We start from the raw sequence: 22,756 nt of genomic DNA on the forward strand, positions 1-22,756 counted from the left end.
CACAGAAGCCTATGTTATATTCACGCCACCTTCATGCCGGTCACCATCTAGTCAGTAAACAGGTATCCTCTAGATTTATCCCAAGTTAACGACTCCCCCTTGGTTTTGATGACATTCCTACGCTTTCGACACTTTATCAGTGGTTCATTTTATTCGTCTCTATAACACATATCTGACAAAATCTAGTTCTGCCTTTTCCTTAACGCTCACTACCGTGGCTTTTGACCAAAGCAGCTTAAGGTGATTTGAAACCTCCACCTGTATGGCGGTTTCGAAGGGCCTTCCTTCATCTTCTGTGCAGCATAGCTGCACTAAGCAACTATTTCAGTTGCTTTCGTGCGCCTTCGTGGCGCACAATCATCTGCATATCTAACCATGTATGCAGGTATTAAGTTGCTTCTTTCCCGTAGCGCAGACATTTTACCCCATTGGATAGAATAATTATAATTTGTGCGTTTATTTTCCCATTGTTTTGATAACCACTCATCAAACTTATCCATATAGACATTAGCAAGCAATGGTGAAATTATCCCCCCTTATGCAAAGAAAGTTATTATGCAAAGTAAACAGCTGAAATGCTGATAAATACTAAAGTTTTATTTGATTTACTTTGCATAATATTTTAGATTTTACTCAGTCATTTTTATAATTTAAATAGAAATTTAACTGTATTTTGTTTGAATTACTTATTAAAAATGAACTTTCTTTGCTTTTTTTACTGTTTATACTTTGAGATATTATGCTAAGTAAATTTAATCAAAGGTAGCTATTTTACACGTTTTACAGTTTCAACTTTGCATAATGTCTAACTTTGCATAAGGTTCATTATGCAAAGCTTCGCATAATCCGCCTTGCTGAGTGCCACCATCATTGATTTCACATTCTCCTATAATACCAGCTTTAAGCATTGACTTAATAATTTGAATAATCCTTCTATCTTTAATACCCATATGATATAGGCGTTTGAGTAATATTCTATGATTGATTTTATTAAAACACTTACTTATATCACCTTCAATTATCCAGTAATATCCTGTTTTATGAACTAAATCAGTTATTCTTTGCAAAGCCATTTGTGCATCTCTCATTGGTCTAAAACCATAGGAATGTTTAAAGAATTGTGCTTCAAGAATTGGTTCAATCACTATTCTTATACACTCTTGTACAATCCTATCCCTTATGGACGGTATACCTAATGGCCGTTTCTCAGATTTACCTGGTTTATCAATATATTTCCGTTTAATCTTTTGTGGAGTAAAATTTAAAAATGCACTCTGTATATCTTTTATAACCCACTCATAAGGCTTTTCCAAATAATCTTTTTGCATTGTCTTGTAGTCAACGCCAGGAGTTTTACTACCTTTATTTGACTTAATATTGTGTATTGCAGTAATTATTGTTGTTTCCGATGAAATGATTTCAACTAGTCCCTTAATAGAAGGTCTTTTACCTTCTTCTATAGCTACTTTTGCAATATTATATAGATTATCTATTACTATTCGCAGTTCTGCTTCAGATTTTAAGTAGTCAAATTTTTGTGCCATATGCACCGCCTCCTTTCGATTTGGTGTTTATGGTTTTAGTCAGTTTCGCCTACGGCTTCCTTGACAGACTGGTTACATGTTTTACTGTATAAACTATGCCCCTTCACTCTGCATCCATTACAGAAGCTTCATCACTACTACAGGTTGCTGCCCTACAATTTCATCAGTCATTTCCTACTGATTAGGACTGGTATACCACCCATTACGCATTTAGCGTATCCTATTGCAGTTCCCTTGTTCCTGTCATTCTAGCTTTACATGGCAGTTTTAGCTCCACCCTTTGACCCGACTGCCACTTTCAACCAGTGTGGTTCTAACATTGAAAGTCTTCGACCTTTATGGTTTTGGATTGAATTCCAAGGAAGTAATTGTAATTCAACGACAGTACCCCAAATGGAGCAGATTTCTTCTTAATCGAAACCTTATAATTTACGAGCCGTACTTTCGGGTAATTTGTCAGTCTTTAAGACATTCTAAGCATGACTGCTTTATAGCTTCCAGCGTACTTACTATCATCACAGATAGCATTTTCCCCAACTTCACCGAGCTTCGCACATCAAACATGGTACTGTTTATGCACGTCGGAGTATTAGAAATTTTGTCACCCCTCACACAGGGTCAGGTAAGAACTTCCCCTACCAATTCAAATGACAAGTTCTACTTGATTTTTTTTCTTTTATTTTTTTTATCTAGTAGTCCGATTTTGTTGTATATTTCTATACAGATTGTTCGAAAACAAGGCGCACACTGCTCATTATAGACATAATCAACTTAATTTAATAAACATCAGCTTTGTTATAATGCACTTTTGATCCTTACAATATATTACTGCATTTTAAAATAACCTATACAATTAGCACCAATTATACCAAAATACCTTTATTAAAGTTAACTATATTTACATAATTCTATAAAAGCCAATGATTCCCTTCATAAAGCAACATAATATCACGCGACAAAAAACATCAGAGTTCGCCCCTAATGTTCATATTGATATTATATTTTAATTCTCTTTGGAAAACATCCTATTGGATTTTGATTTATTAGGTAAATTGGTTGTGGCAATCGGGGAAGTATCAGATATTACAGAGTTCGACAAAGACAAATGCGATATTGGGAAGAAAAAGGCATTATCCAGTCTTCAAAAGAAGGAGTGGGAACAACAAGGAAGTACAAATACCTTAACATCAAAAAAATTCTTTTGGTAAAGGAACTTATGGATGATGGTTTTACCTTGGATGCAGTAGCGAAGAAAGTTGAGGAACGAATGAGAACAATAAACGAAGTATTTGCGAAACTTGACAGTGGCAATACACAGAAAAAGCAAGAGAAATAATAATATAGTCTCAAACCTTTTGAGACTCTCCAATAAGCATTTGGAATTTAAAAAAGTTTTGCATATCCTCTAATTTTTTTATAATATATAAATGGAGATAAAAACACAGTTTCGGTTGGTAGTCCGAACCTATTTATGTTATATAGATTGCAGTAACCTTCCCTCCTGGGGTCGTCCATTCTCCATTTTAAGTTTACTTAACGGGAGGAAATATAAAATGAATACAAGCATTAAATTAACTGTATTTTTTGAAGGGGCGTTCTGGGTAGGAGTATTTGAAAAAACCTATGAAGAAAAGTATGAAGTTTCAAAGGTTATATTTGGTTCTGAGCCAAAAGATTATGACGTGTTTAATTTTATAATAAGAAGCTTTTACACTTTAAGATTTAGTAATTCCTTGTCTCTTAGCGAAATACCTGAAGTAAAAGAGAAGAAAATAAGTCCTAAAAGACTTCAAAAAGAAATCAAAAAAGAAACAGAAAATAAAGGTATAGGTACAAAGGCACAACTTGCTATGAAACTACAATATGAAACCAATAAGGTAGAAAGGAAAAAAATCTCAAAAGAAAAAAAAGAGGAAGAGAAAGAGAGAAAATTTGAATTAAGACAGCAGAAGAAACTAATGAAACATAAGGGACATTAGTGCATTATTATGTAAAAAATTCTCAGTTACAATTAAAGTATCTGTAACTTTAATTGTAACTGAGAATTCTAAAAATATAATTAAACACAATTAAGGTTTGTCTAGTTTAATAAGATTTTAAGCAGACAATTTATTATAAACCTCTTTCTCTTTTCCTTCTTTAGCTATATACCAATAGGCAAGTCCAACAAATACTGCTCCACCTACTATATTACCTAATGTTACAGCAGTTAAATTATGAATCCATCCACTGAAGGATATATTTGCCTTATGTGGTATCATCAACGCTGTTGTAAGTAACGTCATATTAGCTATACAGTGCTCAAAACCTGAAGTTATAAAGGCATATAGACACCAAAAAATCATTATAAGTTTTGCTGACTCACTTTTTAATTTATAAAATGACCATACTGCAAGACAAACTAAAATATTACATAATATTCCTCTTATAAATAATTGCATAAAAGTTGGTGCCATTTTTGCTGCGGCTCCTTTTAAAATATATTCTGCAGTATCTCCTTGTGCAAGACCTGATGCTACAAACATCCATGCAACTAATATAGACCCTATAAAGTTTCCTACATAACTAAAAACACATATGTTCCATACGGATTTCCAACTAACTTTCTTTTCCAAAACTCCTATTGGCATGATTAAAGTATTACCTGTAAACAAGTCAGCTCCACATAAAAGTACTAAGCTTAAACCTATACCAAAAGATGCTCCCATTACAATTTTTGTAGCTGGTGAATGAATTGAATTAAGCATTCCACCCATAGTAAAGATAAATACGATTGCTAATCCTATATATAGTCCAGCTAAGGCTGATGAAACTACATATTTCATCTTACCCCTCTCAAAAAGATTTACCTTCTTAATTGCTGATGCACTTAGTTTGTTAATTTCTTCACTATACAAATTATTCATCCTTTCACCTTCTATTTTTACACACTTAAAATTAAATTTAAACATCATCAAAATTATATCATGTTATACTTATTATTTCTATTTTTTTCGACACATTTTTTAAATATCGAAAGTTATATCAATGTTTCCATTGGCAACATTAGTTATTTCGTTAACTTGCTCATATAAATCATATCCCAATATTCCAATGAAGGAATGTTAAATGTTATGTAGTTTCCACCATCGTCAGCTCCTGTTTTAAAAGGCAAACTAAATGTTGAATATATTTTCTTAGATAGGGAATACTTATAAGTATATCTATGGATTGCCCGTAAACATCGTTAACCTTTTTAAAAAAGTCTGCATCAATAAATTAAGAGCAACCTAACTTCTCGGATAGTACATAATAATAGCAACCCCAATCAGTGCAATAATTCCACCAATTAAATCATATTTATCTGGAATCACTTTATCAATTTGCCACCCCCATAAAATTGAAAGAAAAATAAAAATACCTCCATAGGCAGCATATACTTTACCAAAGTTAGCACTTTCAGATTGAAAGGTTGGAACTACACCATAAAGAATTAATACAATAGCACCTAGTAATCCATACCAAATACTTTTATTTTCTCGTAACCATATCCAAATAAGATATCCGCCGCCAATTTCAAATAGTCCTGCCAATACAAAGTAAAATAATGATTTAAGTATTTCCATAAATAGTCCTCCTAATATTATCATGTAATAAATTACTATCTCTATCTACATTATAAGTAAATTATACTATTATACACTATATACCTGGCATTGCTTAGGTAGATTTTATCCGAAAAGTTGTATTTGAAGTTCTTTGAAAATATATAGCAAAAAGTATAATTTATGATACCGTACTTGTCAACTATGTATATACTTCCCCATTATATACCATATATCTTAAAAGTACGTTCTTCTCTTATACCACAATTAACTTATAATAAAATATGTATACTAATTTGAATTAAAATTGTTATTATAATCAATATTTTGTGGAGGTGCAACTATGCAATATAGAAGTTTTGGAAAACTAGATTGGAAGGTTTCTGCTTTAGGCTTTGGATGTATGCGTTTACCTAATATTGAAGGAAGTCCAAGTAGTGGCAACATAAACGAAAATGAAGCTATAAATATGATTCGCTATGCTATTGATAAAGGTGTAAACTACATAGATACTGCTTATCCTTATCATGATGGTTATAGTGAAATCGTTGTTGGTAAAGCATTAAAGGATGGATATAGAGAAAAGGTTAAATTAGCAACTAAATCTCCAGTTTGGCTTATAAAAAAAGCCGAAGACTTCGACAAGTATTTAGATGAACAATTAGAAAAATTACAAACAGATCATATTGATTTTTATCTTCTTCACGCTCTTGATAAAGAAAAATGGGAAGATGTTGTTCTTAAATTTAATCTGTTAGAGAGAGCTGAAGCTGCTATTGATTCTGGTAAAATTAAACACATAGGTTTTTCATTCCATGATAATTATAATAGTTTTAAAACGATAGTTGATGGTTATGATAAATGGGATTTTTGTCAAATCCAATATAATTTTATGGATACAGAAAATCAAGCTGGGACAAAAGGGTTGAAATATGCGGCTTCTAAAGGTTTAGCTGTGGTTATAATGGAACCATTATTAGGTGGAAAATTGGCCAACCCACCAAAACCTGTTCAGGATATTTTTGATAGTTCTGAAAATAAGCGTACACCTGTAGATTGGGCCCTACAATGGATTTGGAACCAACCTGAAGTTTCTCTTGTGCTAAGCGGTATGAGTACTATGGAACAAGTTCAAGGAAACATAACTTCTGCTAAAGCTTCTAGTATAAACTTATTACAAAATAAAGAATTAAGTATTATTGAAGCTGTTCAAAAAAAATATAGAGAATTATTCCCAATTCCATGTACAAAATGTAGTTACTGCTTACCTTGTCCTAATGGTGTAAATATACCTAAAAACTTCGAGATTTATAATAATGGCTTTGCATACAATGCCGTAGAAGCTGCCCGTTCTTCTTATACAAGATTACCTGATGAAGCTTCCAAATCAAGCTCTTGCATTCAATGTAGAGTGTGTGAAGAAAAATGTCCTCAGAAGATACAAATTAGTCAATGGATGCCTAAAATTCATTCAGTATTAGGAGAAAATAACTCCTATTAAAATCCACTTACATAATTAGGACTAATCAAACATGTTTGATTAGTCCTATGATAGTAGAAATATTACTTAAATTGTGTACCTAATGCATTCGCAGCTATCTGCACTGGATTATCATTAAGGTTTGTTATTTTTTTAACTAATACAATAATACAATATAGTTGTTATAATATTATCAAATTATATTGTCATATACTTATATTTTTTTGCACTTGTTGTTTATTTAACACGAAATTATTACTTATATGTTCATAATTATAGAAACACAATAAAAACCTTAAATTTTATAATAATGCTTCCAAGCACCTACATACATAAAAAACTTAACACAATATTAACTTAAATAACATAATATATTACAAAAAACACACCAGACAAAGGAGGTCCTAATTGTGGAACTCTCAAATAAAAATACTAATAATTTTTGTGGTATAGATATAAGAAATTTAACTTTTATTGGAGAGGGTCGTCAAGGGAGGGCATATTATTTACCAAAAGATAAGGTAATTAAAGTATTTAAAAGTAAGAAATCATGTAAAAATCAACTATTTATTTTAAAACATTCAAGTAACAGTAAATTTTTTCCTAAAGTTTACGACTATGATAATTATTCAATAGTAATGGAGTTTATCAAAGGAATAACCTTAAAAGAATATTTGAAAAGTAACAATTTAAGCAAAAACTTGTCACTCCAATTAGTTAATCTTATTAATGAATTTGAAAAATTAGGCTTTACAAGATTAGATATACGCTTAAATCATATATATGTACAGCCAGATGAATCTGTTAGAATAATAGATCCTAGAGATAATTTCAGAATTATTCAACCTTTTCCAAAGCTTATGTTAAAAGGTCTTTTTAGACTTAATAAGCTTAATGATTTTTTCAGTTTAATAAAAGATGACTATCCTGACAAATTTTCAAAATGGCAAAGCATGTGGAAAACCTATAAAGCCTAATTTATTTAAATTTAATAATTGTATTTTTGTATAGACTAAAAGCCCGGTATCAACCGAGCTTTTTTTGATTAAATTTACTTAAAGTTAAATACTTCACTATAGATGACCACGCCCAAAATTCAACTTATACTCCAGGATATATTACCATGTTTCGTTGCTTTAAATTTTTTTAATATTAGTAGATAATAAATATTAAAAAATAACTTTAACTTTTTATTGAAATCCAAATAATCTTTATGTTATAATAAATTCATAGAATTTACCAAATTTCTATTATGAATATTTCTTAATATAAGTAAATGAATATTATATTAAGAGAAGGAATATCATAATAAAGTAATGTGAATACGAAAACAAAAGGAGTGTTTTTTATGAAAAAGGTTGATATATATACAAGTAATACTTGCGGTTATTGTCACGCTGCAAAGGAATATTTTGATGAAAATAGAGTTGAATACACTGAGCATAATATTTCATCAAATCCAGAAGCTAGAAAAGAACTTATGAAAAAGGGATATATGTCTGTTCCTGTAATTGTAATTGATGGTGAAGAAATATTAGGTTTTGATAAACCAAAAGTTTCCTCATTATTAGGACTATAATTTCATAAAAGTATTTCTATCTGATACATTAAAATTTCAGAAATAAATTTAAATAAAAGGTGTAAAACTTAGATATTTAACGAAGTTTTACACCTTTTATATCTATAATCTGAAGAATAATATTTGAGGATTAATCAATTCGCACCAAATCATAATCATAGATTTGAGCTCTCTGCTTAACTAAGAGTAAAGAGCAACTACATACCTGGATAAGGATTTCTACTTTTTAATAATTTTTAATATTTCTTTTTCCACTTTTTCAATATCAGGTACATAACTTTTTAGTACTTTCATTTCTCCCTTTAAAACATACTGTCCTAGAGATGCAGGAATGAAAACACTATCTCCTTTTTGAAGCTTTTCTACACCATGCTGATAACTTATCTCTCCTTTGCCTTCTACTATTGTAAATACAAAAAATCTTTCAGTATCACTTATTTCTTCTACTTGACTTCTTATATCATATAATTCTAAAGAAAAGTCTTTACATAAACATAAAAATGTCTTATGAAATCCTTCTTTTTCTATTTTAATGCCTGTGCTTTTTTCTCCTCTTAAATTTAAATCAACAACATCTAAGGCTTTGTCTATATGAAGCTCTCTTCCTCTATCATAGTCATATACCCTATAAGTGGTGTCACTATTTTGTTGAATTTCAGCTATAACAACACCTTCTCCAATAGCGTGTATTAATCCACTCTTTACAAAGTATACATCACCTTTTTCAACAGAAATTTTATTCATATAAGACTCTAGATTGCCAGTTTCTATAGCTTTTCTAAATTGTTCTTTTGTACAGCCTTCCTTTGTTCCAACAATCAGATTTGCACCTTCTAAAGCCTCAACTACATACCATACTTCTGTTTTCCCCATATCGCCTTCTGCTGCTTTTGCATAACTATCGTTAGGATGTACTTGAACAGATAAACTTTCTTTTGCATTAATAAGCTTAATTAAAAGCGGAAACCAATCAGCAGAAATTTCCGTTCCTATAAGCTTTGTACCTTTTTCTTTAATTAACTCATCTAATTTTTTACCCTTAAATTCACCATTAGCTACAATACTCATACCATTTTTATGACAAGCTACATCCCAGCTCTCCCCTATATTTCCTTCTGGAAGATTATTTCTAAATAGAGCTAAATCCCTTCCTCCCCATACTTTATCAAAATATAAATTTTCAAATTTTATAGGATACATACTGCGACCTCCATATTAATTATGTTTTACCAATTGCTTCTATTATACAATATATTATTTCTCTAACTCAACTTTAAGCTATACGTTCTCAAAAGTATATAGATAGTTAACTATAAAACTAAACTTATCTAACTTTCCAACTTCACGATAAATATTAGTATTCTAGATGTACTTTAGATAACAAGGTGGCAAATTGACATTATGATATTTTAACTCTAGACCCTATATGTTATCATAAAAGTCCACTTATTTTGAAATAAAACAAAGCTAATAACTCAAGAAAATTGTGATTAACAACTTTCCCGTATTATTAGCTTTGTTGGTATCATAACCTTCTTATTGATAGTTCTTCCACTTTTTAAACGCTCTAGAATTAAATCTACTGCAGTTTCCCCCATAAAATCTGTATATACTTTTACAGTACTTAAGGCAGGAGTCATATATTTTGCCGTTGGTATATCATTAAATCCAATGATACTTATGTCTTTTGGAATGTTGAATCCAGCTTCCAGCACTGCCTTATATGCACCTATAGCCATAGAATCACTAGCTATAAAAAATGCCATTGGCGGCTTTTTCCTTGATAGGGTTTCTTTCATTAATTTATATCCATCAGCATGAGTATAGTTTCCTAATAGCACATAGTCACTGTTATATTTTCCAATACTATTCATATATTCTATATAAGTGTCTTCTCTATAATCCTTCAGTTTTTCTCTGCAGTTGTTTACATATTCTTCTCCACCTATATAAAATATTTCTTTATGTCCCTGAGAAATAAAATAGTCTAGAGCGTTAGTTACAGCTTTTCTAAAATCTACAACTACTGAGTCATACATATTCTCATCTGGAGAAGAATCTACAAAAACTATATTATTTGTAAGGTTATTAAAACTTTCTATATCATTTTGCCCAAACTTACCTATAGCGATTATACCATCTAAATTTTCAATTTTATCGTATTTATCGCCTTTATTAATTCTAACAAAATATATATGTTCACTTAAGCATCGTTTTTCAATGCCCATCCTAATAGATAAATAATATGGATCTTCTAGCTCCTCCTTGTCAGAATACCAATGAACAATTCCTATATTTATATAATCAGACTTTTTTACTTTTCTCTCACGTAGAGTTACATAATCTAGCTCTTCAGCAACTTCGAAAATTTTTTTCTTTGTGCTGTCTGAAACGTTTATAGTTTCATCAAAATTTAGAACTCGAGATACAGTGGCTATAGAAACTCCCGCTTTAGCTGCAATATCTTTTATAGTTGCCATAAACAACGCCCTACCTTCTTAATAACTTAGTTAAATCTCATATTTAGCTTTCTGTGTCTAAATATAGGGTTCCAAGCTTGAAACTTAACTTATACGTAGGAATATGTTGACAAAACTGAAGGCACATTTAAAAACTTTTTTATCAGTCTTAGTGAATTGTTTTAGAAAATCTTAGAACCTTAGATTGCTTGAGCGAAGCGAGTTTATCGAAGGTTCTTAGGTTTTCTAAAACACGAACTTTAGACTGATTAAAAGTTTTTAACGTGCTGAAGTTTGGCAACATATTCTGGAGTATAAGTTAAGTTTCCACTGCGGACCCCTACAACATCTACAATGAACTAATAAATGCATTAAATGCATTTTGCCCTTTTTCATCTCTTTTAAAAACACCAGCGTGTTCAAGTACTTTTGCGAACTTAATTCCTACTTCTTTTTGTAATATTTCATCAATATTATCATAATTTATATTGCGATATTTTTCAATTATATCTTTACACCAATCTTTATGTTTATATAATTCTTCTTTTCCATCTATATCATCTATCTTATCTGTATTAACCAAATAGTATGCTAAATCTTTAAGTTCAGTTTTTAATCTTGCTGGCAATACTGCCAATCCCATAACTTCTATAAGTCCTATATTCTCTTTCTTAATGTGGTGCAATTCAATGTGGGGATGAAATATACCATCTGGGTATTGCTCTGTAGTTCTATTATTTCTAAGAACCAAATCTAATTGGAACTTTCCGTTGCTCATTCTTGCTATAGGAGTTACTGTATTATGCGGAACACCATTTGTATAGGCTAAAACATCAACTGTCTCATCTGAATATTCTATCCACTTTCTATATATATAATAACCTGCTTCAATTAAAGCTTCCTTATCTTCTCCATCTAATCTTACAACGGACATAGGCCACTTAACCTTACCTACTGCTATATTCTTAAACTTTTCAATATTAAATTTCTCTTCAATCGGTGCCTTTGCCATAGCAAACTCATAGTTTCCACCTTGAAAATGGTCATGAGACAGAATTGAACCTCCCACTATAGGTAAATCAGCATTAGAACCTATAAAATAATGTGGAAACTTTTCTATAAAATCTAATAATCTTATAAAGGTTTCTCTTGAAATTTTCATAGGTTCATGTTCACCTTTAAGTACTATACAATGCTCATTATAGTAAACGTATGGAGAATACTGAAAAAACCATTTTTCATCATTTAATATTATAGGAATTATTCTATGATTTTGTCTTGCCGGATGGTTTAATCTTCCTGCATAGCCCTCATTTTCTTTACACAACAAGCATTTTGGATAGGAACTGGAAGTCATGTTTTTTGCAGCAGCAATAGCTTTAGGATCTTTTTCAGGTTTTGATAAATTAATTGTTATATCTATGTCTCCATATTCAGTAGAAGTTTTCCATTTTAAGTCCTTCTTTACTCTTGTAGTTCTAATATAATTAGAGTTTTTACTTAAATCATAGTAATACTCTGTAGCTTTCTTTTTGTCTTCTAAATAAAGTGCGTTAAACTTTGAAATAACTTCAGATGGTCTCGGCATCAAACAGCTCATAATCTTTGTATCTAATAGATCTTTGTATACTACCCCATCACTTTCAAGAATATTATTTTCTAAACACCAGCTTAATATATTTTCAAGTATTGGGTCAGGGGAATCCAAAGATTCCTCTTCCACATATACCTGTTCAATATCATCAATTCCTAATATCTCTAATATTCTATTTTTTGTATAAACCACGTCATCGCTATCTAGTAAATTTTTATGCAAACCGTACTGAAGCAACCTTTCTATTTCATAAGAAATATTTATAGCCATAATATCCTCCACTTCCCTGTTTCTGTAGGTTAATCTTACTCTTCAAAGCCATTTTTGTGAGTGCTGTGAAAATTCCATGCTGATCTAATAACTTCCTCTACATTTGTAAATTTAGGTTCCCAGCCAAGAATTTTTCTTGCTTTTTCACTAGATGCTACTAATACTGCTGGGTCCCCTGCACGTCTTGCTGTAGTTTCAGCGGGGATTTCATGTCCAGTTACCATCCTTGCGGCATCAATCATCTCTTTTACTGTAAAACCACTGCCGTTTCCTAAGTTAAATATATCACTGCTATATCCTTGCCTAAGTTTACCAAGGGCTAAAATATGTGCATTTATCAAGTCTCTTACATGTATATAATCTCTTATGCATGTACCATCCTTTGTTGCATAGTCATCGCCATAAACCATTATCTTTTCACGTTTTCCTAAAGGAACTTGTAGTATAAGTGGTATTAAATGTGTCTCTGGATTATGTGATTCCCCAATTAGCCCATTTTCATGAGCACCTGCTACGTTAAAGTAACGAAGAGATATATATTTTACTCCATGAGCTGAATCTGCCCACTTCATCATTTTCTCCATAGCAAGCTTTGTTTCACCATATGTGTTTGTAGGCTCAGTTCTGTCTGTTTCTACTATAGGAACACTTTCTGGCTCTCCATATACAGCTGCTGTTGATGAGAATACTATTTTTTTTACATCATTTTTAACCATAGCCTCAAGTAATATCTGTGTGCCATGAACATTATTACTATAATATTTAAGTGGAAGCTGCATACTTTCACCCACTAAGGAATTTGCTGCAAAATGTATTACTGCGTCTATTTTATTATCCTCAAATACCTTGTTTAAAAATTCTAAGTCTTTTATATCTCCCTTATAGAATTTTGCTTTTGGATGAATTGCCTGCTTATATCCTGTTTGTAAGTTATCAACAACAACAACTTCTTCTCCTCTTTCAATTAATTCATATACACAATGGGAACCTATATAACCTGCTCCTCCACAAACTAAAATACTCATACTAAACCATCCTCTCTTTTTCACTTAATTTTCTTGCTCCATCACCAATATTTACAACATAGAAGCTTGCTTCATATGCTATTTTTTTAACATAAGCTTCTCCAACATTCTTTATAAAGTCATCAATATATTCATTCTTAACTATACTAACTGTACATCCACCAAAACCTGCACCAGTCATACGTGAACCTATAACACCTTGTTGTTCCCAAGCAAGTTCTACTAAGGTATCAAGTTCTACACCTGTAACCTCATAATCATCTCTTAATGAAACATGTGAGGCATTCATCAAAAGACCAAATTTTTTAATATCCTTTTCCTTTAGAGCCTTAACAGCATTTATTGTTCTTTGATTTTCATATACTGCATGCTTTGCACGCTTTGCATTTACACTGCTTTTAATTAAATGCTTATATCTTTGGAACTCTTCTTCTGTTAGTTCTCCAAGAGACTTAATATTTAGTTCAGTTTGCAGATCCTTCAAAGCCTCTTCACATTGAGCTCTTCTTTCATTGTATCTTGAATCTGCAAGTCCACGACGTTTATTTGTATTTGCTATAACTATAGCTGCATCTTCTAACTGTATTTTAGCATAAGTATATTCTAATGTGTTAGTATTTAATAATATAGCACAATTCTCAGTTCCCATTCCTATAGCAAACTGATCCATAATTCCGCAGTTTACTCCAATAAATTTATTCTCAGCTAGTTTACTTATTTGCACCATCTTAATCATATCTAAATCTAAATTAAATAAATCTTTTAGTATTACTGAAGTAGCAAGCTCTACAGAAGCTGAAGAGGAAAGTCCTGCACCATTAGGAATATTTCCATAAAACAGAACCTCAAAACCTTTGTCTATGTTAAATCCTTCTTGATCAAATCCCCAAATTACTCCCTTTGGATAATTAGCCCAATCATGTTCTTTTATATTTTCTAGCTCATCTACATTAAATTCTATTATACCTAGCTGTTCAAAGTTTTTTGAATATAAACGTACCAGTTTGTCCTCTCTTTTTCTTGCAATAGCATAAGTTCCAACGGTTAAAGCACAAGGAAATACATGTCCACCATTATAATCTGTATGTTCTCCTATCAAATTTACTCTACCTGGTGCAAAGTAAGCTGCTGCTCCTTCTCTATTACCAAAAACCTTTTCAAAATCAAGCATTAATTCATTCACCATAATATCTATCCTCCCAATTTTAAAGTTTATATAATAATAATTTTATACAGGATATTTTTCAATAATAAAATTCATTAAGAAATCGTTTTACATGTTTATTTTAAAATATTTTTAGTAAAAAATCAATATTTTTTACTAACCTTTTTACTAAAATTTTATTATTTTTATTAGAATTTTTACTAATAGAATACTCATACAAAGCATTTTAAAGATTTATTAACATAACAGATATCATCTACATAAAAAATTGCCATTGAAATATAAATTTCAATGGCAATTTTTTAATGATATTCTTTTTTGTAGTAATTATTCTTTATGTATCATGTGGTTTAATAATAAAAAACTCCTGTATATTGATACCTTTTACAACAACAATTCATCCTTTAGATCACTAGGAAGAGTGAGGGATAAAACTAAGCAAATTATAACAACTAAAACAAACCCCCAAAATATTGCATGGAGCCCTGAATTTAAGGATAGTTTTATATGCTGAGACCATAGTCCATTATTTAAATTCCATGTAGAATACAGATTACTTGGATCTATTCCCTTAAGTCCTAAATTTATAAAATATTTAGCTATACTTGAATTAAATATACTTCCTAGTATACTTACTCCTATAGTCTGTCCTAGAGTACGAACTAGTGAATTAGCAGCTGTGGCAGCTCCCCTTTTTCTGTACCCTACAGATGACTGTACTACTATTGTTAAAGTAGTAAATGATCCCCCAAAACCAAAGCCCATTATAAAAATATAAATTATAACTAAAATTAATGGAGAGTTGTAATTTAACGTAGGTAAAAGTACACAGCTTAATGCTAATATAAAAGTTGATATAGCAACTACTACCCTTTCCCCATACTTGGGTATAGCTTTGCCGCATATTACAGAGGATATAAGCCATGACACAGACATGGGAGCCATCGAAAGTCCTGAAATTGTTGCTCCAAAACCTAGAACATTTTGCATATATATTGGCATATAAACATCCACACCTATTAAAATAGCCGAAGCTAAGAAGCTTATTATATTAACGATTGTATTAGTTTTTGTGAAAATTTCAAAGGGTATAATAGGCTCTTCTGCCCTTTTCTCAATAAAGTAAAATACAAGTAAAAAAAATGATGCAAGTATTAAACATATTACTATTGTATATGAGTACCAATTATAATTTTGTCCTCCTGACAAAGTGCCATATAAAAGTGCTAAAATAGCACTAGAAAGCATTACTATTCCTGCATAATCTATTTTATGTTTTTTTCGTTGAAAGTTCTCCTTAAGATTTCTGTGAAGCAGAATTATGGATAGTATTCCAAAGGGTATATTTATGAAGAATATCCAATGCCATGAAAGAAAATCTATTAAAAATCCTCCTAGGAATGGACCAATTAAACTAGCTACTCCCCAGGTTGTGCTTATCCACCCCTGTACTTTGCCTCTTTCTGAAAGTGAAAATACATCTCCTACAATAGTATAAGCAATAGTAAATATTGCTCCTGCACCAATTCCCTGAATGGCACGAAAAATTATAAGTTGATACATGCTTCTTGATAATCCACAAAGAGAGCTGCCAATTAAAAATATAACTATACCTACAGTAAGAGTATTTTTTCTTCCATATAAATCGGCAAATTTCCCATATATAGGCGTAGAAATAGCTGAGGTTAGCAAGTAAATAGAAAACACCCAGCTTATTAATTGAAATCTATTTAAATCCTTTACTATAGTTGGTATAGCTGTGGTTACAATTGTACCTTCAACAGCTCCTAAGAACATTGCTACCATTATGGCAATAACTATACTTCTTTTTTTTAAATCCATACTTTATGTCACTTCCTTTTTCACATACTTTAATACAATAGCTACCATTTTATCATCAATAATTATTATTGCCAAGTATAGTATTCTTACTTTTAAAAAAAATCCAACATTCTCAATGTCTATTCCATACTTTTTAGTATATTTATTGCAGTTTCTATTGAATTTAATAATTTTATTTTATTTTCATTTGATAAACATAAAAGCTTATTCTTCATATTACTTCTAAGTGTTTCTTTGACACAACTAGCATACTCTTTACCCTTATCCGTGAGACTAATATTTATTATCCTTCTATCTTCTTTATTATGAAATCTTTCAACCAATTCTTCTTTTATAAGTTTATCTATTATAGCTGTCATCTGTGGCTTGGAAATATAGTTTTTTTTACATATTTCTGAAACGGGCAAACTTCCTTCTTCATGTAATGTCCCCAAGACCATCATTTGGTTCATTGGTCTCATTCCTTCAGATTGGATGTCAAATTTAAAAAGTTTTCTCGTTACTATAGGTCCAAACTCAAATATTCTTTCTGTTAATATATCTAAAATATTCTTGCACATAACCGTTCCCTCCTATGAATTACAAAATATTAACTTTTCTTGTATACGATTAATAATATTTACCACAACTACTATATAACCAATAAAATATACACTTATATAAATATTATCACAATACAACTATTTATACTCAAGAAAAATAATATACACATATACTTCAAATCAAAAATACGTTGGCCCTGATTATTAAAGACCAACGCATTTTTATTAATGTAACTCTCTGTTTAGTAAGAAAAGTCTATTTAACTACATTAACTTTATCACCATCATTTAAAAGACTTTGTCCTTCTGTAATAATTTCAGTTCCCACTTTCACGTTTCCTGCTACTTCAGTAATTTTATCATTAGCAATACCAGTTTCTACAACCACTCTTTTAATTTTGTTACTTTCTACAGTATATATGTATTTAACTCCATTTTCTACTTTTATTGCCTCATTTGGAACAACTACAGCGTTATCCTTCTTTTGATCTGGTATTGATATTTTTGCAAACATACCAGCTTTCAATTCACCATTAGAGTTATCTATTTTTACTTTCACTGTATATGAATTATTTTTGGAATCCGCATCAGGACTTATGTTATCTATAACCCCTGTAATAGTCTTATCACTTAATGCGTTAACTGCTACTGGTACTGTCTGACCAACTTGCAATTTTCCTATAATCCTATCAGGAACAGTTACTTGTGCTATTAGTGAAGATGTATCTATTATAGTTATAGTTCCTGTTGTTCCTGAAGTAATTTCTCCAACCTCAACATTCTTAGCTGAAACCACCCCAGCTATTGGTGATGTAATTGTTGAATTATTTATTTGAGTCCTTACATAGTTAACCGCAGCTTCAGATTGTTCAACCTGAGCGGCAGCAGCCTGAACAGATTGAGGCCCAATTTGTTCTTTTTGTAAATTTAAGTTATCTTGATTAGATTTTAACTGTAATGAAGCTGTATCAAATTTTGACTTAGCGTTATCTAAATCCTGCTTAGCTACAGCACCAACATTATATAACTGTTGCATTTTATCATAGTTATCTTTTGCATCATTATAAGCGATTTGATCTTTAGCAACTTGCTGTTCACTATTTTGTATAGCTTGAGTTAAACTAGTTCCACTAGTTCTTGATAGATTAGCACTTGATGCATTAAGTGCTGCTTGCTGCTGTTGGAGTTGTGCATAAAGCTCGCTAGTATCAAGTGTAAAAAGAACTTGACCAGCAGACACTTTATCTCCAACCTTAACGTTAACCGCCGCAACTTTTCCAGGGCTTTTTGGACTTACAGTTACTGATTGTACACCTTCTAACTTGCTAGCATATTGAACTTCTGAGGATATATTCTGTGTATCTATTTTTTGTACCTTGACATTTGGAATTTCTTTCTTCACTTGATCAACTGGTTTTTTCTCATATTTAGCTACAGCAATTCCTATAACCGCCACAATAATAATTAAAAAAATCCATTTTTTATCTAATTTCTTAACTTTCATATTGATTTACCCCCGTAACATATGATTTCTTATCACGATTTTTCAAAATCCAATGTTTAAAATCATCCATTAATGTATAAACTACTGGAAGAATAATAGGCGAAAGTATTGTAGATACCACCATTCCTCCTATTATAACCCAAGCCATACTTGATCTAGTTTCGCTTCCTTCACCCATAGCTAATGCAGTAGGCAGCATTCCAACAACCATTGTTACAGAAGTCATAATAATTGGTCTTAATCTAGTTGTACCAGCCTCAATAAGAGCTTCTTTCAATCCTAATCCAGTTTTCATAAGAGTGTTAGTATAGTCAATTAACAATGTACCATTTTTAGATGCTAATCCATCTAACATTATTAGCCCTATAACAGACATCATATTTATGCTATTACCAGTTAAAGCTAGAATAACTAAAGCTCCTATTATGGCACAAGGTAGTGCCAACATTCTTACAAGTGGAGTTAAGAAGGACTCATATAATACTACAAGTATCATATAAACAAGAACTATAGATGCAATTAAAGCTTTTGCTAAAGCGCTAAAACTATCAGCCATTTGTTTTTGACTTCCTCCATAGGATACTGAATATCCTAGTGGAATTGACATTGATGCAATTTTACTTCTAACATCCTTGTTAACACTTCCTAAATCTCTTCCATCAAGGCTTGCGGATACTGTAACTATGTCTTGTCTGTTTTCTCTTGTGATAGACTTAGGACTATCTACTTGTACTATAGATGCAACTTGGTCTAAGGAAATCTGTTGTGAGGAAGAATTCTGTACCTTTATAGACCCTACATCTACTGCACTCTTAATTTGTCCATCCATAAATTTTAAAGTCATGTCATATTCATCACCATCACCTCTATATGTACCCGCATCGGATCCTTGTATAGCTGTTCTAAGAGATGATGCAATATCCGAAATGGAAACTCCATACTGTTCTGCGGCAAGCCTATCGATTTTCACTCTAAGTTCACTATCATTGGCATCCAGTGAATTTGTTACATCTGTAGTACCTGGAACAGATTTAACTAAACCCTCAACTTTTTTTGATAAATCTTTTAATGTGTCTGCATTATCACCGGATATTTTGATATTTATGGCAGAGCTTCCTCCACCGCCTCCGTCGTCTCCCATTTGGGATTCAGACACAAAAAAGTTTACGCCAGTAAGCTGTTTCTTTCCCCAACTACGTACTTGTGATGCAAGCTGAGTTTGACTTTTTTTACGATCCCCTTTAGGAACTAGCGTAACAGTAATATTTACAGAAGCTTCATTTACTTGTGTATAATAGTACTTAACTTCCTTAATAGTCTTTAAATAATTGTCAACCTGTGTAGCCTTATCATCTGTTTGCTTTAAAGTTGATCCTGGAGTAAGTGACATTGAAATAGAAAAGGTACTTTGGTCAGAATTTGCCATAAACTCTGTACCTATAAATCCCAACGGTACTAGTGCCACACTTACTACAATACATATAACGAAGCTAACTAGTACTTTAACTCTATTATTTAAAGACCAAATAAGCATTTTCTTATAGGACCCATTGAAACTTTCCATAAATATGTTAACTTTACTAGATATTCTTCCAAATAACCTATTTTTAAGCTTAGATATACTTCCCTCCTCTTCTTGAACCTTATTCTTAAGGAAACGAGAAGCAAGCATAGGTGTAACAGTAAAGGATATAAATAATGAGAATAAAGTTGCACAAACTATAGTTAACCCAAACTGTTTAAAGTACTGACCTATTATACCAGACATAAAGGCAATTGGTGCAAATACAACTACGTCACAAAGAGTAATTGCAATTGCTGCCATCCCAATTTCTTTTCTTCCATCAATAGCAGCTCTTATAGGATTCTTTCCCTGAGACAGGTGTCTTTGTATATTTTCTAATACAACTATAGAGTCATCTACTAGAATACCTATACATAATGATAATGCCATTAAACTCATCATATTTAAGGTAAATTTTAACACATACATCATAAAGAATGTAGAAATAAGTGAGGTAGGTATAGCAACTAAAACTACTAAAGAAGAACGCCAGCTCTTCAAGAAGAATAAAAGTACTATTGCTGTTGTTATGATTCCTTCTAGAAGACTATGGTTTATTTGGGTTAAAGCGTTCTTTATAAATACAGTAGTATCACTAGCGGTTATTATATTCATATTTTTTGGAATAGTTTTTTCAACTGTATTCATGGTATCCTTTATACTATTTACAACCTCAACCACATTTGCATCACTTTGCTTTTGAATGTCAAGAGCTATAGTCTTTTTTCCATTCAATTTTGTTTGTGAGGTAACATCTGGATACTCTAGTTTAACATCAGCGATTTCCCCTAGACGTATTGTACCTCCATTATTGGTTGATATAAGCATATTTTTTACTTCATCAATATTTTGGAATTCTCCAACAACTCTAATTGACTGATTGATCTTATCTTGTTTAATTTGTCCAGCAGGCATACTAGTGTTGTTACTTTTTAGTTTATTTAGTATTGAGCTAACAGTTACCCCATAATACTCAGCTGCACTCTTATCTAGCTTTATAATTAATTGTTTTTTCTCTGCTCCACTAAGTAATATTTGTCCTACACCAGGAACCTTTTCTAATTCTGTTTTAATTTTATCTGCCTGATTATATACCTCATCAAAAGAAGCAGTTCCTGTAACAGCAAGTGTCATTACCGGTATACTATTGGTATCAATTTTATTAATCACTGGAGTGGATGCATCTTTCGGCAATTTTCCTTGAACATTAGATACTGCCTTCTGTACATCTAGAAATGCTGAATTCATATCAACACCATCTTTGAACTGAATCATAACAGTTCCCGTGTTTTCCCTAGATGTAGAGTTAATAGTATCAACACCACTTATTCCTGAAACAGCATCTTCCATAGGCTTTACAATATCTTTTTTTACATCATCTGCACTTGCACCACTATATGTAGTTGATACAGTAATAATAGGGATAGTCATAGACGGTAGCAGCGCAGCTCCTAGGTTTGTGTAGCCTAATATACCAAGACCCACCAATAATGCCACTACCATAGTTATGGCCGCAGGCCTTTTTACTGATATTTCGGTTATACTCATTTCATGCCCTCCTATATTCTAATTGCTATTTTATATAATTTTCCATACTATATTTACTTTAGTTTATTTCACCTCCTAGGTAATTCATAGTAAACAAATTAACAAATCAATAATAATATTAATGTATAACTAATATTTTATGGTATTAATTATGAATTATTAATAGTTAACACTTCTTATTAATACAAAATTCTTGTATATATACAACTTTATATACAAATCTTGTAACAATGGCTTTTTACCATAGTAAATCTATATCTAAGAGTACTAGATCTAACATTTATAGGATACAATATAACAAAAAATCTATACAAGTTATATTGTGTTAATAATTATTTTAGACTTTGTTAACAATAGAAATAATTAACAAAATTAATTATTTCTATTCTATTATATTATTACATATAAAACAAATCAATAGTTTTAAACCTTGTATGGAATTTTCAAGTCCTCTTGTCTAAATACAGATAGTACTATGAAAACATACCATTCCTCATGATTATTTTTCCTATGATATATTGAACATGAAACAGCTTTTTAAAATAAAATAGCTCTATGAATATCTCCTTAAAGATAACTTCATAAAGCTATGTAAAAGTATTAGTTAACTATCCATAATATATTCTTCTTACGATTATCACCTAAAAGCTTTATCTCCACCATAAAAAAGCATCTGTAATATTACAGATGCTTTTTTATGGTGGAGATAAAGAGATTCGAACTCTTGACCCTCTGCGTGCAAGGCAGATGCTCTCCCAACTGAGCTATACCCCCAAATATGGTGGACCTTCAGGGACTCGAACCCCGGACCAACCGGTTATGAGCCGGTTGCTCTAACCAACTGAGCTAAAGATCCATGTATAACCTAGCAGCGACCTACTCTCCCACAGGGCCTCCCCTGCAGTACCATTGGCACTGTGAAGCTTAACCGTCGTGTTCGGAATGGGAACGGGTGTAGCCTTCACGTCATTACCACTAGATGTTTTTAATTGTGATAAACTTCGCATCTCTGCGTCACTTTGCTTGCTGCGGTACTCATTTACGATTTGTAAACTC

Annotated in this window: 19 protein-coding genes, 2 tRNA genes, 1 rRNA gene and 1 pseudogene; 6 read left to right on the forward strand and 17 right to left on the reverse strand. The window is 31.5% G+C overall.

The window, feature by feature from the left end; translation table 11 throughout:
• Window positions 1-311: 311 nt before the first annotated feature.
• Window positions 312-518 carry a hypothetical protein gene (locus tag HGI79_RS10605; RefSeq protein ID WP_185650660.1) on the reverse strand — a complete coding sequence of 69 codons (207 nt, stop codon included), beginning with the start codon at window positions 516-518 and terminating at the stop codon, window positions 312-314.
• Window positions 519-788: 270 nt separating this feature from the next.
• On the reverse strand, window positions 789-1,544 hold the full coding sequence (locus tag HGI79_RS10610; RefSeq protein WP_185650661.1) for a reverse transcriptase domain-containing protein: 756 nt from the start codon (window positions 1,542-1,544) through the stop codon (window positions 789-791).
• 1,105 nt (window positions 1,545-2,649) lie between these two features.
• Between HGI79_RS10610 and HGI79_RS23685 the strand changes: the two are divergent.
• The 3 genes and pseudogenes from HGI79_RS23685 to HGI79_RS10620 all read left to right on the forward strand — a co-directional run.
• A pseudogene (locus tag HGI79_RS23685) lies at window positions 2,650-2,745 on the forward strand (MerR family transcriptional regulator); the annotation flags it as partial.
• On the forward strand, window positions 2,746-2,880 hold the full coding sequence (locus HGI79_RS23245; protein ID WP_278046700.1) for a hypothetical protein: 135 nt from the start codon (window positions 2,746-2,748) through the stop codon (window positions 2,878-2,880).
• A 217-nt stretch (window positions 2,881-3,097) separates the two neighbouring features.
• Complete coding sequence (locus HGI79_RS10620) at window positions 3,098-3,523, forward strand: YjdF family protein (protein ID WP_185650662.1); 426 nt, start codon at window positions 3,098-3,100, stop codon at window positions 3,521-3,523.
• A 117-nt stretch (window positions 3,524-3,640) separates the two neighbouring features.
• On the opposite strand, the gene HGI79_RS10625 is transcribed toward HGI79_RS10620, so the two are convergent.
• The 3 genes from HGI79_RS10625 to HGI79_RS10635 all read right to left on the reverse strand — a co-directional run bounded on the left by HGI79_RS10625 (window position 3,641) and on the right by HGI79_RS10635 (window position 5,149).
• A complete protein-coding gene (locus HGI79_RS10625) occupies window positions 3,641-4,441 on the reverse strand; it encodes a formate/nitrite transporter family protein (RefSeq protein WP_185650679.1) in 801 nt (266 codons plus the stop codon).
• Window positions 4,442-4,593: 152 nt separating this feature from the next.
• Window positions 4,594-4,698, reverse strand: a complete 105-nt coding sequence (locus tag HGI79_RS23690; protein ID WP_185650663.1) for a glycoside hydrolase family 66 protein — start codon at window positions 4,696-4,698, stop codon at window positions 4,594-4,596.
• Window positions 4,699-4,813: 115 nt separating this feature from the next.
• A complete protein-coding gene (locus HGI79_RS10635) occupies window positions 4,814-5,149 on the reverse strand; it encodes a YnfA family protein (protein WP_185650664.1) in 336 nt (111 codons plus the stop codon).
• A gap of 322 nt (window positions 5,150-5,471) precedes the next feature.
• Between HGI79_RS10635 and HGI79_RS10640 the strand changes: the two genes are divergently transcribed.
• From HGI79_RS10640 to HGI79_RS10650, 3 genes are all read left to right on the forward strand, one after another.
• The gene (locus tag HGI79_RS10640; protein ID WP_185650665.1) at window positions 5,472-6,629 is read left to right on the forward strand and encodes an aldo/keto reductase; all 1,158 of its coding nucleotides are present in this window, start codon (window positions 5,472-5,474) and stop codon (window positions 6,627-6,629) included.
• 389 nt (window positions 6,630-7,018) lie between these two features.
• A complete protein-coding gene (locus HGI79_RS10645; protein WP_185650666.1) occupies window positions 7,019-7,585 on the forward strand; it encodes a serine/threonine protein kinase in 567 nt (188 codons plus the stop codon).
• A gap of 371 nt (window positions 7,586-7,956) precedes the next feature.
• Window positions 7,957-8,187, forward strand: coding sequence for a glutaredoxin family protein (locus HGI79_RS10650; RefSeq protein WP_185650667.1), 231 nt, complete (start codon window positions 7,957-7,959; stop codon window positions 8,185-8,187).
• A 219-nt stretch (window positions 8,188-8,406) separates the two neighbouring features.
• On the opposite strand, the gene HGI79_RS10655 is transcribed toward HGI79_RS10650, so the two are convergent.
• The 12 genes from HGI79_RS10655 to rrf form a co-directional block, all read right to left on the reverse strand.
• Window positions 8,407-9,387, reverse strand: coding sequence for a type I phosphomannose isomerase catalytic subunit (locus HGI79_RS10655; RefSeq protein ID WP_185650668.1), 981 nt, complete (start codon window positions 9,385-9,387; stop codon window positions 8,407-8,409).
• Between the two features lie 290 nt (window positions 9,388-9,677).
• Entirely contained in the window at window positions 9,678-10,667 is a 990-nt protein-coding gene (locus HGI79_RS10660; protein ID WP_185650669.1) for a LacI family DNA-binding transcriptional regulator, read from the reverse strand.
• Window positions 10,668-10,995: 328 nt separating this feature from the next.
• Window positions 10,996-12,510: a UDP-glucose--hexose-1-phosphate uridylyltransferase gene (galT, locus tag HGI79_RS10665; protein ID WP_185650670.1), complete on the reverse strand. Its 1,515-nt coding sequence runs from the start codon at window positions 12,508-12,510 to the stop codon at window positions 10,996-10,998.
• Between the two features lie 35 nt (window positions 12,511-12,545).
• The gene (gene galE / locus HGI79_RS10670) at window positions 12,546-13,535 is read right to left on the reverse strand and encodes a UDP-glucose 4-epimerase GalE (RefSeq protein ID WP_185650671.1); all 990 of its coding nucleotides are present in this window, start codon (window positions 13,533-13,535) and stop codon (window positions 12,546-12,548) included.
• A 1-nt stretch (window position 13,536) separates the two neighbouring features.
• The gene (locus HGI79_RS10675; protein WP_395939535.1) at window positions 13,537-14,730 is read right to left on the reverse strand and encodes a galactokinase; all 1,194 of its coding nucleotides are present in this window, start codon (window positions 14,728-14,730) and stop codon (window positions 13,537-13,539) included.
• Between the two features lie 354 nt (window positions 14,731-15,084).
• Window positions 15,085-16,542 (reverse strand): MDR family MFS transporter, encoded by a 1,458-nt coding sequence (locus tag HGI79_RS10680; protein WP_185650673.1) that lies wholly within the window; start codon window positions 16,540-16,542, stop codon window positions 15,085-15,087.
• A gap of 119 nt (window positions 16,543-16,661) precedes the next feature.
• Window positions 16,662-17,102: a MarR family winged helix-turn-helix transcriptional regulator gene (locus HGI79_RS10685; protein WP_185650674.1), complete on the reverse strand. Its 441-nt coding sequence runs from the start codon at window positions 17,100-17,102 to the stop codon at window positions 16,662-16,664.
• Between the two features lie 238 nt (window positions 17,103-17,340).
• Complete coding sequence (locus HGI79_RS10690; RefSeq protein ID WP_185650675.1) at window positions 17,341-18,588, reverse strand: efflux RND transporter periplasmic adaptor subunit; 1,248 nt, start codon at window positions 18,586-18,588, stop codon at window positions 17,341-17,343.
• Complete coding sequence (locus HGI79_RS10695) at window positions 18,578-21,700, reverse strand: efflux RND transporter permease subunit (RefSeq protein ID WP_185650676.1); 3,123 nt, start codon at window positions 21,698-21,700, stop codon at window positions 18,578-18,580. Before HGI79_RS10695 ends, HGI79_RS10690 begins: the two co-directional genes overlap by 11 nt.
• Window positions 21,701-22,398: 698 nt before the next feature.
• Window positions 22,399-22,474 (reverse strand) — tRNA-Ala (locus HGI79_RS10700).
• A 5-nt stretch (window positions 22,475-22,479) separates the two neighbouring features.
• Window positions 22,480-22,556: transfer RNA gene (locus HGI79_RS10705), tRNA-Ile, on the reverse strand.
• Between the two features lie 7 nt (window positions 22,557-22,563).
• Window positions 22,564-22,680: ribosomal RNA gene (gene rrf, locus HGI79_RS10710) — 5S ribosomal RNA — on the reverse strand.
• Window positions 22,681-22,756 lie beyond the last annotated feature (76 nt).

The sequence above is a fragment of the Clostridium sp. DJ247 genome (assembly GCF_014231265.1).

Excerpts from the sequence above, each read along its gene's own strand:
- HGI79_RS10610 (WP_185650661.1), bottom strand. The coding sequence starts at position 1,544 with ATGGCACAAAAATTTGACTACTTAAAATCTGAAGCAGAACTGCGAATA.
- HGI79_RS10620 (WP_185650662.1), top strand. The coding sequence starts at position 3,098 with ATGAATACAAGCATTAAATTAACTGTATTTTTTGAAGGGGCGTTCTGG.
- HGI79_RS10635 (WP_185650664.1), bottom strand. The coding sequence starts at position 5,149 with ATGGAAATACTTAAATCATTATTTTACTTTGTATTGGCAGGACTATTT.
- HGI79_RS10640 (WP_185650665.1), top strand. The coding sequence starts at position 5,472 with ATGCAATATAGAAGTTTTGGAAAACTAGATTGGAAGGTTTCTGCTTTA.
- HGI79_RS10650 (WP_185650667.1), top strand. The coding sequence starts at position 7,957 with ATGAAAAAGGTTGATATATATACAAGTAATACTTGCGGTTATTGTCAC.
- HGI79_RS10655 (WP_185650668.1), bottom strand. The coding sequence starts at position 9,387 with ATGTATCCTATAAAATTTGAAAATTTATATTTTGATAAAGTATGGGGA.
- HGI79_RS10660 (WP_185650669.1), bottom strand. The coding sequence starts at position 10,667 with ATGGCAACTATAAAAGATATTGCAGCTAAAGCGGGAGTTTCTATAGCC.
- galT (WP_185650670.1), bottom strand. The coding sequence starts at position 12,510 with ATGGCTATAAATATTTCTTATGAAATAGAAAGGTTGCTTCAGTACGGT.
- galE (WP_185650671.1), bottom strand. The coding sequence starts at position 13,535 with ATGAGTATTTTAGTTTGTGGAGGAGCAGGTTATATAGGTTCCCATTGT.
- HGI79_RS10680 (WP_185650673.1), bottom strand. The coding sequence starts at position 16,542 with ATGGATTTAAAAAAAAGAAGTATAGTTATTGCCATAATGGTAGCAATG.
- HGI79_RS10685 (WP_185650674.1), bottom strand. The coding sequence starts at position 17,102 with ATGTGCAAGAATATTTTAGATATATTAACAGAAAGAATATTTGAGTTT.
- HGI79_RS10690 (WP_185650675.1), bottom strand. The coding sequence starts at position 18,588 with ATGAAAGTTAAGAAATTAGATAAAAAATGGATTTTTTTAATTATTATT.
- HGI79_RS10695 (WP_185650676.1), bottom strand. The coding sequence starts at position 21,700 with ATGAGTATAACCGAAATATCAGTAAAAAGGCCTGCGGCCATAACTATG.